The 13,407-nt window shown below is 70.2% G+C and carries 10 protein-coding genes and 2 tRNA genes; 10 read left to right on the plus strand and 2 right to left on the minus strand.

Annotated features, from left to right (window positions below):
* The first annotated feature begins 206 nt into the window (after nucleotides 1-206).
* From ACZ7DL_RS17255 to ACZ7DL_RS17285, 7 genes are all read left to right on the plus strand, one after another.
* Nucleotides 207-2,387, plus strand: coding sequence for an FtsK/SpoIIIE domain-containing protein (locus ACZ7DL_RS17255; protein WP_470774999.1), 2,181 nt, complete (start codon nucleotides 207-209; stop codon nucleotides 2,385-2,387).
* Between the two features lie 235 nt (nucleotides 2,388-2,622).
* Entirely contained in the window at nucleotides 2,623-3,099 is a 477-nt protein-coding gene (locus ACZ7DL_RS17260; protein WP_470775000.1) for a hypothetical protein, read from the plus strand.
* 164 nt (nucleotides 3,100-3,263) lie between these two features.
* Entirely contained in the window at nucleotides 3,264-4,112 is an 849-nt protein-coding gene (locus tag ACZ7DL_RS17265) for a bifunctional DNA primase/polymerase (protein WP_470775001.1), read from the plus strand.
* 2 nt (nucleotides 4,113-4,114) lie between these two features.
* Nucleotides 4,115-5,590 (plus strand): ATP-binding protein, encoded by a 1,476-nt coding sequence (locus ACZ7DL_RS17270; RefSeq protein ID WP_470775002.1) that lies wholly within the window; start codon nucleotides 4,115-4,117, stop codon nucleotides 5,588-5,590.
* A 468-nt stretch (nucleotides 5,591-6,058) separates the two neighbouring features.
* Complete coding sequence (locus ACZ7DL_RS17275) at nucleotides 6,059-6,292, plus strand: excisionase family DNA-binding protein (RefSeq protein WP_470775003.1); 234 nt, start codon at nucleotides 6,059-6,061, stop codon at nucleotides 6,290-6,292.
* 80 nt (nucleotides 6,293-6,372) lie between these two features.
* On the plus strand, nucleotides 6,373-7,614 hold the full coding sequence (locus tag ACZ7DL_RS17280) for a tyrosine-type recombinase/integrase (RefSeq protein ID WP_470775004.1): 1,242 nt from the start codon (nucleotides 6,373-6,375) through the stop codon (nucleotides 7,612-7,614).
* Nucleotides 7,615-8,474: 860 nt separating this feature from the next.
* Nucleotides 8,475-8,621, plus strand: coding sequence for a hypothetical protein (locus tag ACZ7DL_RS17285; protein ID WP_470775005.1), 147 nt, complete (start codon nucleotides 8,475-8,477; stop codon nucleotides 8,619-8,621).
* Here ACZ7DL_RS17285 and ACZ7DL_RS17290 read toward each other — a convergent pair.
* Together ACZ7DL_RS17290 and ACZ7DL_RS17295 are read right to left on the minus strand one after the other, a co-directional pair.
* Nucleotides 8,590-8,664: transfer RNA gene (locus ACZ7DL_RS17290), tRNA-Cys, on the minus strand. The two genes, ACZ7DL_RS17285 and ACZ7DL_RS17290, sit on opposite strands and share 32 nt — an antisense overlap.
* A gap of 18 nt (nucleotides 8,665-8,682) precedes the next feature.
* A tRNA-OTHER gene (locus tag ACZ7DL_RS17295) sits at nucleotides 8,683-8,780 on the minus strand.
* Between the two features lie 176 nt (nucleotides 8,781-8,956).
* Between ACZ7DL_RS17295 and ACZ7DL_RS17300 the strand changes: the two genes are divergently transcribed.
* From ACZ7DL_RS17300 to ACZ7DL_RS17310, 3 genes are all read left to right on the plus strand, one after another.
* On the plus strand, nucleotides 8,957-10,405 hold the full coding sequence (locus tag ACZ7DL_RS17300; protein ID WP_470775006.1) for an MFS transporter: 1,449 nt from the start codon (nucleotides 8,957-8,959) through the stop codon (nucleotides 10,403-10,405).
* Between the two features lie 158 nt (nucleotides 10,406-10,563).
* The gene (locus ACZ7DL_RS17305) at nucleotides 10,564-12,366 is read left to right on the plus strand and encodes a DEAD/DEAH box helicase (protein ID WP_470775007.1); all 1,803 of its coding nucleotides are present in this window, start codon (nucleotides 10,564-10,566) and stop codon (nucleotides 12,364-12,366) included.
* Between the two features lie 384 nt (nucleotides 12,367-12,750).
* Nucleotides 12,751-13,392, plus strand: a complete 642-nt coding sequence (locus tag ACZ7DL_RS17310; protein WP_470775008.1) for an IclR family transcriptional regulator — start codon at nucleotides 12,751-12,753, stop codon at nucleotides 13,390-13,392.
* Nucleotides 13,393-13,407 lie beyond the last annotated feature (15 nt).

Here is a 13,407-nt window from a genome sequence, read left to right on the forward strand (position 1 = left end):
GGCCAGGTGATCCCCGCCCCGGTCGTCGGTGACGGCCCGGAGCGCAAGTGCCCGCCGTGCAAGGCCGCACTGCGCGCCCATAAGGCCGGCCACCGCCGCCACCGCCGCTGAATGCCGCTGACCGCCCCCGCCCGCGCCGCTGCCGGGCGGGGGCGGACATGCCCAGACTTCCCGCCCCACTGGGGCAGTCAGGAGAACGCCGTCTCATGCCCGAACCCGCCACGGCGGCCCCTGAGCTGGGGACCGTCCACGACCTTGACGAGCACCGGGCCGCCCGCACCTGCGCGGCACCGGTCGACCTGACCAAACCCGCCCTCACCTCCGTCCCGGCCGGTGCGCAGACGCTGGCGGCGGAGGGTGAGGCCGTCGACCGGCCGGACAACCCGCTGGCCGACTGGCTCACCGTCCCCGACGCGCCCGTGCTGCCCGCCTGGGCACGCTCGCGTGCGTCGGTCGTCGCGAATGTCCGCGCGTTCGGCCGGCTGACCTGGTGGCACACCCGCTACCACGGCTTTCGCACCCCGAAGTACCTGTTCAAGACCGTGTTGCTGGCCGCCCGCGGTTTCTACCGGGCCACGGTCGGGCTGTGGCCGACGCTGTCCGCGCAGGACCACACCGCGACCGTCCGGGCGCTGCGCGCGCAGGTCAAGGCCCGCCCGGAAGACGTGGACCTGGCTGCCCGGTTGCAGGTCGCGCACTACGCCCGTACCCAGACCCGCCGCTGGCGGTTCGGGGCCGCCGCCGTCGGTGTCGTCGCCGCGGCCGTCGGGTTCGCGCTCGCGCCGCCGCTGCTTCAGGCAGGCATCACCGCCGCCGTGGTCACGCCTCTGGCCTACCTGGGCCGAGGGAAGGAGACCCGCATCCTGGACCAGGCGGCGCCGCCGCTGAAGGTGGAGATGTCCGCGCAGCAGCTCAACGACGCGCTGCGGGCCGCCGGCCTCCTCAAAAGCGGCAGCGGCAAGGAGGACAAGGATCTTCCGAAGGTGCACTGCACGATGGGTCCGGTCCGGGACGGCCGTGGCTGGGCAGTGATCTTCGACATGCCCCGTGGTGGCGGCAAGACCGCCTCCGACGTGCTGGCCAAGCGTGAAGTCATCGCACAGGAACTCGGGGTCGATGAGATCCAGGTCATCATGTCCCGCGTCCGCGCGGCCAAGGGCGGCAACGCCGGCCGCGTGTCGATGTGGGTCGCCGACGACGACCCCTACCTGGGCACCCCGAACCCGTCCCCGCTGGAGAAGGCCGAACGCTTCTCGATCTGGGACGCGGTGCCGTTCGGGCAGGACGCGCGGGGCAACCGGATCAACGTCCCCGTGATGTGGCAGTCGATGTTCTTCGGCGGACTGCCCCGGCGGGGCAAGACGTTCACCCAGCGGCTGCTGACGGCGGCCGGTCTGCTGGACGCCTACGTGCGGCACTACGTCGCCGACGGCAAGGGCGGGGCCGACTGGATGCCCATGAAGGCCGTCGCCCACCGCCTGGTCATGGGCGCCGAGGACGACGCGATCGAAGCGCTCAAAGCCATGCTGCAAGAGCTGCTGGCGGAGATGGAGCGCCGGTTCGCGCTGCTGCGAGACCTGCCGACGTCGGTGTGCCCGGAAGGCAAGCTGACCCCCGACATCATGGTCAAGTACAACCTGCCGGTCATCTTCGTCACCATCGATGAGTTGCAGGAGTACTTCACCGCGATGGAGCGCGAGGACCGCGAGCAGGTCATCAACGACCTGTGCCGCATCGCCCGCCGGGGACCGGCCGCCGGGTTTATCTCGAACTTCGCCTCCCAGCGCCCGGACGCGGAGTCGGTGCCGCCGAAGCTGCGGGAGATCATCACCATCCGCTACTCCACCCAGGTCGTGGACCGCACCAGCTCCGACATGGTGCTGGGCAAGGGCAAGGCCGCCCAAGGCGCGGACGCCTCCGTGTTGTCCGAGGACCACAAGGGCGTCGGCGTGCTGGTCACCGGCCCCGCCTCCTACGTCACCGTCCGCGCGGACTACCTCGACGGGCCCGCGTTCGCCGCGCTGTGCCGCAAGGGCCGCGCCCTGCGCGAGGCCGCCGGACAGCTCACCGGCGACGCGGCCGGCGACGTCACCGCCGCCGCCGACGCGGCCGGGCTGACCGTGCCCGCCATCGTCTCCGACGTGCTGGAGGTCATGCGGCACTCCCCGCGCATGTTCACCACCGACCTGCTCGCCGGTCTGGTCAACCTGGACGAAGACGTCTACGGCGACTTCAACGCCGAACGCCTCGCTTCCGAACTCGAAGCGGCCGGCGTCAAGCGGACCAGCAAGCAGGTCAAGATCAGCGGCGCCAACGGGGCCGGCTACCAGCGTCGCGACATCGAAGCCGCCGTACCCGCCGAGATCCTGCTGAGCGTCGGCAGGTAAAGACCCCCCGCCCTACCTCACCCCCTCCCGCCGCCCCCTCCGCTCCGTCGCTCGCTGTGTTCCGTGAGTGCTACCGAGTAGAGGGGGCTCTTTACCCCGGTAGAGGGGGAGGTAAGGGCCGCTGACCTGCAAGGTAAGGCCGGTAAAGGGGGCTGTGACGCCCCCTGCTCAACCCCTCCACAGCCCCTCTCAGCGGCCTTGCCGCACCCCCCGCCGAGCACCGGAAAGGGCCCGCATGCACCCCGAGACCGCCCCCGGCACCACCCAGCCGCACGCCGTGATGAGCGACGCCGAGGCCGCCGCCGAGGCCCGCCGGATCATCGCCAACGCCTACCAGCCCACCGGCTACCGCGACACCACCCCCGTGCCCGCCTACGGCCACACCCCGCCCGTCGTCCAGCCCGGCCGTCCCCCGATGAGCCAGGGCGCCACGGACGCCAGCGTCTTGATGCTCGCCGGCGGCGCCACCACCGCGATGGTCGGCGGCACGGCAGCCGTGCTGCTGTACGTCTCCCAGTTCGCCGACCCGGTCGTGTGCGGACTCGTCTTCGGCGCCCCCACCGCGCTCCTGCTCGCCCTGGCCCGGCTGGTCAAGCGGGCCAAGCCCGCCCCGGACGTCCACCACCACTACACGGGTCCCGTCTACCAGGACCAGCGCAACGTCCACAGCACCACCCGTGGCGTGTGGGCCAAGACCACCAACCAGCAGTGACAGCAAGGGCGGCCCCCCATTCCGCCAAGAACCGGGGCCGCCCTCGTTCCACCCATCCAACTGAACAGTGGAGGTCTCCCAGCATGACCCAACCGACCGACATCCGGCGAGTGCCCGACCGGCCACGCCTACCTCGCCGCCACCAACGCGTCGGAGGCGGCGGCATGAGTAACAGTCGTGGTCTTCTGGGCACTGCCCTGAACCTGGTGGCGGCCGGCGTGCCGGTGCTGCCCCTGCGCCGGGGGAAGGTGCCGTTCGGGAACTGCCGTGTGTGCGCCAACAATGTCTGCGGCGGACGGCCGAACATGAGGAACGCCGGTCCCTGCCAGTGCCCGGCGCCCTGCCACGCGTGGGCCGCCGCGACCACCGACCCGCAGGTGATCACCTCGCCCGCGTGGGCACAGGCATGGCGTGAGGCCGTCTGCGTCGGCTACCACCCCGGCGGCGTCGGGCTGACCGTTGTCGACCTGGACGACGCGGACGCCATCGCGTGGGCCCGTACCGCCTTGCCGGCCACACGGACCGTGGCGACGACGCGCGGTGAGCACTGGATCTACCGAGGTGTCATGACCTCCCGCAACGCGGTCCGACCCGGCGTCGACATCAAGTCGTCCATGGCCTACGCGCGCTATCTCGGCCCCGGCACCGGCCGCATGGCCGACCTGCCAGACGCCGTACGCGCCCTGGCCGTCAAGACGCCCTCCCCGATCCGGCCGGCGTCGCAGGTCGTCACCGTGCCCGCACGCGCTGGCGGCGGGGAGTGCCCGCACCGCACGCCCGCCTTCCTGGAACGCGGCATCGCCATGGCCGTGGAGCGCATCAGTGAGGCGCGCAGCGCAGTGCACGCGACCGTGTACCGGACGTTCCTCGCCGTGCTGTCCACGCACGGCCGGTGCGGCTGCCTCACCGACGCCCACATGACGCGGCTGTTCACCGCCGCGCAGACCAAGGGGGAGACGCCGCGGCACTGCACTGACGCGTGGACCAACGCCCGTTCCGCGTTGGGACTGTGACCATGGCCGACGACGAGAAGAGCCCCGCTCGCGAGGTCATCACCGACTACGCCCAGCAGCACTTCCGGTACTTCCGCACCGCCGACGGCACCGTGTACGCGCAGCGCAACGGCCACCCCGTGGCCCGCCCCATCCGCTCCCAGGGCACCACCGGCAGCCACCGCCAGGAACTCATGGTCGGCCTGTTCAAGGACGGGATCGGCGTGTTCAACGGGACCGCACTCAAGGAGGCGTTGGACCTGATCGAAGCACTGGCGCTGACCGAGGACGTGCAGCCCGTCCACATCCGCGTAGCTCCCGGATCCGACGGGGCGACGTGGCTGGACCTGGGCCGCAGCGACGGGCAGTCCGTCCGCATCCACCCCACCGGCTGGGACATCACCGTTCCCAACCCGCGTGAGGTGTGCTGGCGGCGCACCCAGCTCACCGGGGAACTGCCCCTGCCCGTCAAGGACACCGACGGCAAGGGCATCGATCTGCTGCTGAGGCTGTGCAACTTCGCCAATGCCGAAACCGAGTGCCTGGCCATCGCCTGGCTGATCGGCTGCCTCGGCCCATCCGTTCCTGTCCCCGCCCCCTTCCTCACTGGCCCGCAGGGCGCCGGAAAGTCCACCGGCGGGCGGATGCTCGTGCGAGTCATCGAGGGCATGAGCGGCGACCTGCGCCGCGCCCCGAAGGACGAGGAGAACCTGATCGCGGCGGTGGCGGCCGGCTGGGTCACCGCCCTGGACAACCTCTCCCACATGAACCCGGATCTGTCCGACGCCATGTGCTGCATCGTCACCGGTGCCGAGAACGTCAAGCGGGCCCTGTTCACCGACGGGGATGTGCACCGTTCCCGCTACCGCCGTCCCCTGCTCCTGACCGGCATCGACGTGGGCGTCATTCGACCCGACCTTGCCGAACGGCTCCTGCCGCTCCGTCTGGAGCGGCCCAAGGTCCGGCGCACCGAGGCGGAGCTGTGGGCGGAGTACGCAGAGGCCTTGCCCGTGATCCTCGGGTCTCTCCTGGACCTCACGGTGAAGGTCCGTGCGGCCGAGGCTGACATCCCCACCGACCTGCGCATGGCCGACTTCGCCCACCTGTGCGCGCAGCTCGACGCGGCCACCGGTCTGGGAGCGCTGGGCGCCTACCGGGCCAGTCTGGACGACCTCAACGACGACGTGATCGAGGGTGACCTGCTGGCTCAGACCGTGCTGAAGCACGCCGCCGGCCTGGAGGCGGGGGCAGAGCAGCGGATGACCTCTGCCGAGTGGCTGCACTGCCTCACCGGCCTCTACAGCGGCGAAGAGTGCCGCCCTCTGCCTAAAGGCTGGCCGACCACCGGCAAAGTGCTCTCAGACCGCCTCAAACGTCTCCAACCCACCCTCGCCGCCCGGGGCGTCATCATCGACTGGGGTCGCACCCGAACGGCCCGCTACATCGAGATGGCCCGCCCCCAGGCCACGCCGTCTCACGAGCAGGAACCGGCGTTCTGACCGGCGGCGAACCGCTGCACAAGCAAGAAGAGCACCCGGGCGCCGAGCTGCGTGCTCTTCTTGCTGTTCGGCGGCAACGCCGCCCTGCAATGGACGCGCCGCGAAGCGGCCCGTTCTTCATGCTCTGAGGCGCGCACTACAACCGACACCACACCCTCCTTTGTCCGAAGTAGAAAGACGCTGCGTCACTTGCGTCACCCGGGCCTAATACACGGTGGGTGACCTGCGCAGACAGAGGTGACGCAGACGGCCGATTCCTGCGTCACCCCGCGTCACCTGCGTCACCGATGACGGAGTGCATGCGTCACCGATGACACACCCTCAACGGTCTGCGTCACGCCGAAGCCGCAGGTCGGAGCCACGGATGACGGAGATGACGCGGATGACGCAGAAATCCGCACCTCGGACACACACGCCCCCGGTACGGGCCCGCTGGAGCCCGAAGTACTGCCCCACAGGAGAGCCCACATGAGCATCGCCAGCGTGGACAGCAACCGATGCGCCGACGTTGACGTCCCGGCGCCCGTCCTGCTGACCGTCGAAGAGGCCGCCCGCTGCCTCCGGGTCGGTCGAACCACCTGCTTCGCCCTCATTCGCTCGGGTGAGCTGGAGTCCCTGATGGTCGGGGGGCTCCGACGCGTCCCCGCCGATGCCCCCGCCGCCTACCTCGCACGTCGCCGCGCTGAGCGGCAGGCCGCCTGACCAACCCTTAGCCGGAGCGCTGCCACGCCGTTGGCAGCGCTCCGGCCGTTCCCGCCCGCTTCAACCCCAAGGAGTCTGCTGTGGTGGAAGACAAGAAGCGCACTCGACAGCCGAACGGCCGAAGCTCGATCTACTTCGGCAAGGACGGCAAGTGGCACGGCCGAGTTACCGTCGGCGTCCGCGACGACGGCACGCCCGACCGTCGCCACGTTGAGCGGAAGAGCAAGGCGGAAGCGGTCGCCGCCGTGCGGGAACTGGAGCGACAGCGCGACGCCGGCACCGTGCGTAAGCCGGGGAAGCCCTGGACGGTCAAAGCGTGGCTGACGCACTGGATTGAGAACGTTGCCCCCCTCGCGGTCAACGACAACACGATGGTGGGGTACGGCGTAGCCGTGCGGAAGCACCTCATCCCCGGGCTGGGCGCTCACCGGCTCGACAAGCTCAAGCCCGAGCACATCGAGGCGTTTTACGCGAAGATGCAGGCCAACGGCAGCAAGCCCGCGACCGCCCACCAGGTGCACCGCACCTTCCGCACCGCCCTCAACGAGGCCGTACGGCGCGGCCATCTCGGCAAGAACCCGGTCCAGTTGGCCAAGGCGCCTAAGACGGGGGATTACGAGGTGGAGCCCTACAGCGTGCAGGACGTACAGCGGCTGCTGAAGGCCGCCGACCAGCATCGCAATTCCGCACGATGGGCTGTCGCCCTCGCCCTCGGATTGCGGCAAGGGGAAGTGCTTGCCCTGAAGTGGGATGACGTGGACCTCGACGGTGGTTTCCTCGTGGTCCGCCGCAGTCGCCACCGGCCGCAGTACGCACACGGGTGCGTGGCGCCCTGCGGACGCAAGACCGCCGGCTACTGCCCGGAGAGGCGGCGCACCAACCCGGAGATCTCCACCACCAAGTCACGTGCGGGCCGCCGCGCGGTCGGTCTCCCGGAACAGCTCGTTGACCTACTGCGGGCTCATCTGAAAGCGCAGGAGGCAGAGCGGGAGGCGGCCGGGAAGCGTTGGGAGGAAAACGGCCTGGTGTTCCCGGACGAGTACGGCCGTAGCCCCTCCCACCGGCGGGACTGGGCCGAGTGGAAGGCGCTGCTGGCAGAGGCGAACGTCCGGGACGGGCGTCTGCACGACGCCCGCCACACGGCCGCCACGGTCCTACTCATCCTTGGTGTCCCCGAGCGGGCCGTCATGGGCCTCATGGGGTGGTCGACCACGGCCATGGCCGCCCGCTATCAGCACATGGTGGATGCCGTGCGAGCCGACGTTGCGAGGCAGGTGGACGGTCTAATCTGGCAACCGGAGGACAAACGACCGCCAATGTGAAGCCCAATAGCGTCCTGAAAACGCACTTACAGTCGCGTCAGACCGACACAAAGGGATTGCTTACCCCCAGAACAGATGCAAGAGTGCTGGCGTGCCTTGTACGAGGTGCAGGTAGCCCTCACCTGAGCGGGCTGGCCAAGCTTCACGCAGGTGAGAGCTACCTAAGGTGGGCACCTGATTGGTTCAAGAGCCAATCAGGTGCTCATTCAGGAACCGATAGATCGCCAGGGCGGTTGACGCGACAGCACTCACCGTCGGCGCCCAGCGGCGCACCCCGGGACTTAGCTTCCGGAGCTGATCCGCAACTTTCCCTCCAAGGCGACTGATTCCATTCCTTTCTGGCACCGATTTACCTCCCGAATCGCAATCACGCATTGTCTTCTGCGGTACAGATCCCGCTAGCGCGGACCTGTGGGAGGGTCTGTCGGTCAAAGGGGAATGTAAGCCCTTCGGGTGTCTCTGCAACAGGTCAATCGGACGAGAGTTCTGGACGAGGCATGACCGGAGATTTATCGATCTATGCCCATATTTTAGGGCAAAGCGAAACGGGCTTAAGTCACAAAAGATATATATCGGGCTCCAGTTTGGCTACTTTTTTGACGGGTCAGGGGGCGTGCGATGTTAGCGAGGGATAGCTTAAAAGCGGCGCGTTCCCCAGATGTAACGCCGTCAACCATACAGAATTGCCTCCTCCGCTTATCGGCTCGGGGGCAATGTGCTTGCTTGAGGACGCTCTCTGCGGAGCGTTGCAGCTTTCAGTTGCTGGCCCATTGCGGTCAGGGCTTCCTGCGAGCCGATGCTCGGCTCCGTTGGCCGCAGGCATCGCTGGCGGTCTTGCTGTGCGCTTGAGGAAGCAGCGAGTGAGCGCTCCGGATGGGTTGGGAGCGTCGACTGAGACGGAAACTGAGACGGACGGCCAGAAGGGCGGCACCCCTTCCATGGGTGCCGCCCTGTCGTTCTGCCTGGTGAAGGCGCTGGAGGCCGTGGCGGGATTCGAACCCACGTAACTCGCTTTGCAGGCGAGCCCCTGAACCACTCGGGCACACGGCCGTGTTTTGTTGTTGTTCTCGGCCGTGGTGGGAATGGAACCCGCGTAACTCCCCGCGAGCGGAGCTCGCTGTCGGATGCAGGGCAGGCGAGCCCCTGAACCACTCGGGCACACGGCCGTGTGCGTGAGAAGAACGTACGGCGCCGCCGGAGAGGGGCTCAAGGGAATCCGGGGGGCTGCAACGGGACTGCCATACGGCGTTCATGAAGCGGGGTGGGGTGTACGACCGACGGTGGAGCGAGGATCGGTCTCCTGACAGGGGCCAAGCAGGGTTGCGGGCCTTACTCTGACGGCATGAGCGCCCTCGACTCCCGTGACCCCGCCGTCCTCGCCTCCTCCGCCGCGCGGGACGACGGGGTGCTGAGCCGGGCGTACCGGGCGCTCAGCATCGGAATCGTGTCCGTCGTGGTGCTGATCGCCTTCGAGGCGACCGCCGTCGGTACCGCGATGCCCGTCGCCGCGCGGGAACTGCACGGCGTGGCGCTGTACGCGTTCGCCTTCTCCGGTTACTTCACGACCAGCCTCTTCGGGATGGTGCTCGCCGGGCAGTGGTCCGACCGGCGGGGACCGCTCGGTGCGCTGACGACCGGCATCGGCGCCTTCGCCGCGGGGCTGGTCGTCGCCGGGACCGCGCAGGCCATGTGGGTCTTCATCCTCGGGCGGGCCGTGCAGGGGCTGGGGGGCGGGCTGGTCATCGTGGCCTTGTACGTCGTCGTCGGCCGCGCCTACCCCGAGCGGCTGCGGCCCGCGATCATGGCCTCCTTCGCGGCCGGCTGGGTCGTACCGTCCATCGTCGGCCCCCTCGCCTCCGGCGCCGTCACCGAGCACCTCGGCTGGCGCTGGGTGTTCCTCGGCATCCCGGCCCTCGTCGTCCTCCCGCTCGCCCTCGCCCTGCCGCAGATACGCCGGCGGGCGTCCGGGCCGGTGGACGCGGAGGCGGGCGCCGCCGCCTTCGACCGGCGGCGGATCCGGCTCGCGCTGGGGATCTCCCTCGGCGCCGGGCTCCTCCAGTACGCCGCCCAGGACCTGCGGCCCCTCGCGCTGCTGCCCGGACTGGCCGGTGCCGCGCTGCTCGTGCCCGCCGTCCTCGGCCTGCTGCCGCGCGGCACCTACCGGGCCGCCCGCGGCCTGCCCTCCGTCGTCCTGCTGCGCGGGCTGGCCGCCGGTTCCTTCGTCGCCGCGGAGTCCTTCGTGCCGCTGATGCTGGTCACCCAGCGCGGGATGTCGCCGACGCTCGCCGGGTTCTCGCTGGCGGCCGGCGGCGCGACCTGGGCGCTGGGGTCGTTCGTGCAGTCGCGGCCGCGGGTGACGCCGTACCGGGAGCGGCTGATGACCCTGGGCATGGTGCTGGTCGCCGCGGCGATCGTCACGGCGCCGAGCGTGCTCGTGCACGCCGTGCCCGTGTGGACCGTCGCCGTCGCCTGGGCGTTCGGCTGCTTCGGGATGGGGCTGGTGATCTCGTCCGCCGGCGTGCTGATGCTGACGCTGTCCGCCCCCGAGGAGGCCGGTGCCAACTCCGCCGCCCTGCAGATCTCCGACGCCCTCTCCAACGTCGTCCTCCTGGCGACGACCGGCGCGGCCTTCGCGGCTCTGGGCGGCGGCAGCTCGGCGTCCACCACGGCCGCGGCGGCCGGCGCCGGCCATCCCGCCGCCTTCGCCGCCGTCTTCCTGCCGACGGCGGCCGTGGCGCTGGCGGGGGCCTGGGTGACCCGGCGGCTGCGGGAACGGGCGCCGGTGCGCTGAGTGACGGGCCGGTGATCGTGGGGCGGTTGCGGCTGTTGTGATGTGGCTCCCACCCGGCGGCGACCCGGGGTTGTTCGCGCGTTGACGGCACAGCGGCGCCGGTAGGGTGGCCCGGTTGTCATACGTAGCCGAGCCGCCGACCCTGATCTACGGAGACCGTGACTACCACCGCCGCATCCTCCGCTACCTCCTCCCACCATCTGTCGCCCGCCTTCCCGGGCCGGGCCCCCTGGGGTACCGCCAGCAAGCTGCGTGCCTGGCAGCAGGGGGCGATGGAGAAGTACATCCAGGAGCAGCCGCGTGACTTCCTCGCCGTCGCGACGCCCGGCGCCGGCAAGACGACCTTCGCCCTGACGCTGGCCTCCTGGCTGCTGCACCACCACGTCGTGCAGCAGGTGACCGTGGTCGCGCCCACCGAGCACCTGAAGAAGCAGTGGGCGGAGGCCGCGGCCCGGATAGGGATCAAGCTCGACCCCGAGTACAGCGCGGGCCCGCTCGGCCGGGAGTACCACGGCGTCGCCGTCACCTACGCCGGTGTCGGCGTACGGCCCATGCTGCACCGCAACCGCGTCGAGCAGCGCAAGACCCTCGTCATCCTCGACGAGATCCACCACGCCGGTGACTCCAAGTCCTGGGGCGAGGCCTGCCTGGAGGCGTTCGAGCCGGCCACCCGCCGCCTCGCGCTGACCGGTACGCCGTTCCGCTCCGACACCAACCCCATCCCCTTCGTGACGTACGAGGAGGACAACGCCGGGATCCGGCGGTCCGCCGCCGACTACACGTACGGCTACGGGTCCGCCCTGTCGGACGGAGTCGTCCGGCCCGTCATCTTCCTCTCCTACAGCGGCAACATGCGCTGGCGTACGAAGGCCGGTGACGAGGTCGCCGCCCGGCTCGGCGAGCCGATGACCAAGGACGCGATCAGCCAGGCGTGGCGTACGGCCCTCGATCCGCGCGGTGACTGGATGCCGAGCGTGCTGCGCGCCGCCGACCAGCGGCTGACCGAGGTCCGCAAGGCCATCCCGGACGCGGGTGCCCTCGTCATCGCCTCCGACCAGGACTCCGCGCGCGCGTACGCCAAGCTCATCCGGGAGATCACCGGTACGAAGGCGACGCTCGTGCTCTCCGACGACGCCGGCGCCTCGAAGAAGATCGACGAGTTCAGCGACGGCACCGACCGCTGGATGGTCGCGGTGCGGATGGTGTCCGAGGGCGTCGACGTACCGCGGCTCGCGGTGGGCGTCTACGCCACGACCATCTCGACCCCGCTCTTCTTCGCGCAGGCCGTCGGGCGTTTCGTGCGGTCCCGGCGGCGCGGCGAGACCGCGTCCGTGTTCCTGCCGACCGTGCCCGACCTGCTGACCTTCGCCAACGAGATGGAGAAGGAGCGGGACCACGCCCTCGACAAGCCGAAGAAGGAGGGCGAGGAGGACCCGTACGCCGAATCCGAGAAGGAGATGGAGGAGGCGAACAAGGAGCAGGACGAGGACACCGGCGAGCAGGACATGCTGCCCTTCGAGGCGCTGGAGTCCGACGCCGTGTTCGACCGGGTGCTGTACGACGGCGCCGAGTTCGGCATGCAGGCCCACCCCGGGAGCGAGGAGGAGCAGGACTACCTGGGGATTCCCGGGCTGCTGGAGCCCGAGCAGGTGCAGTTGCTCCTCCAGAAGCGGCAGGCACGGCAGATCGCGCACAGCCGGAAGAAGCCGGACACCGAGGCCGACCTGCTGGAGCTGCCCGCCGAGCGGCGGCCGGTGGTCACGCACAAGGAGCTGATGGAGTTGCGGAAGCAGCTGAACACCATGGTCAGCGCGTATGTGCACCAGAGCGGCAAGCCGCATGGAGTGATCCACACCGAGCTGCGGCGGGTGTGCGGGGGGCCGCCGAGCGCGGAGGCGACGGCGGGGCAGTTGCGGCAGCGAATCGACAAGATGCGGGAGTGGGCCACGCGGATGAGGTGACGAGCCCACCCGCCCGACCCGACCGCCCGAGAAGTCACCGCCCGGGGCTCCGCCCGGGCCCCGGCAGGGCCCCGGGCACGGCTGACCGCCCCGGCCCGAGGCCGAGCCCCGGTGTGCGTATCCGGACGAATGCAGGCAGGCCGGATCTGGCCTTGCCCGGATTCTGGACGAAGACTTCCGCTCAGCGAACCGCCTTCGCTACTGTCCCGCTACGCAACGCCCCGTGGCAGCGCCGCCGCGGAGCGCAGCCGTGAAGCGACATGGCCCGGAGCCGCCGGACCGTTCTGCCGATCGGCGGCCTCTGAAGCGCGTCGCCGACGGGACTCGGCGACGCATCCGTCGCTCAGAGGGCCCGCCGACCTCACCACCAAAGGAGTGGGCGTCGTGACCGCGGAGACCTCTCAGACGCTCGACCGGGGACTGCGTGTCCTCAAACTGCTGGCCGACACCGACCACGGGCTGACCGTCACCGAGTTGTCCACCAAACTGGGCGTGAACCGGACCGTGGTGTACCGGTTGCTTGCCACGCTGGAGCAGCACGCGCTCGTACGGCGTGATCTCGGCGGGCGAGCCCGGGTCGGGCTCGGGGTGCTGCGGCTCGGGCGGCAGGTGCATCCGCTGGTCCGCGAGGCCGCGCTGCCCGCGTTGCGGTCGCTGGCCGAGGACATCGGGGCGACGGCGCATCTGACGCTCGTGGACGGTTCCGAAGCGCTGGCCGTCGCGGTGGTGGAACCCACCTGGACCGACTATCACGTGGCCTATCGGGCCGGGTTCCGGCACCCGCTGGACCGCGGAGCGGCCGGCAGGGCCATTCTCGCCGCCCGGCAGTCGCCGTCCGCCGATCCCGGGTACACGCTCACCCACGGTGAGCTGGAGGCGGGAGCGAGCGGGGCCGCGGCGCCGCTGGTCGGGGTGACCGGCGTCGAGGGCAGCGTCGGCGTGGTGATGCTGGCGGACTCCGTGCCGGAGCGGGTGGGACCGCGGGTGGTGGAGGCGGCACAGGAGGTCGCCGAAGCCCTGCGCTGAGCGAGCGGCACAGCG

Source organism: Streptomyces sp. NPDC036984, assembly GCF_055607665.1.

Bases quoted from the DNA above. Each gene is read 5' to 3' on its own strand.
- ACZ7DL_RS17255 (WP_470774999.1), top strand. From the start codon at position 207: ATGCCCGAACCCGCCACGGCGGCCCCTGAGCTGGGGACCGTCCACGAC.
- ACZ7DL_RS17260 (WP_470775000.1), top strand. From the start codon at position 2,623: ATGCACCCCGAGACCGCCCCCGGCACCACCCAGCCGCACGCCGTGATG.
- ACZ7DL_RS17265 (WP_470775001.1), top strand. From the start codon at position 3,264: ATGAGTAACAGTCGTGGTCTTCTGGGCACTGCCCTGAACCTGGTGGCG.
- ACZ7DL_RS17270 (WP_470775002.1), top strand. From the start codon at position 4,115: ATGGCCGACGACGAGAAGAGCCCCGCTCGCGAGGTCATCACCGACTAC.
- ACZ7DL_RS17275 (WP_470775003.1), top strand. From the start codon at position 6,059: ATGAGCATCGCCAGCGTGGACAGCAACCGATGCGCCGACGTTGACGTC.
- ACZ7DL_RS17300 (WP_470775006.1), top strand. From the start codon at position 8,957: ATGAGCGCCCTCGACTCCCGTGACCCCGCCGTCCTCGCCTCCTCCGCC.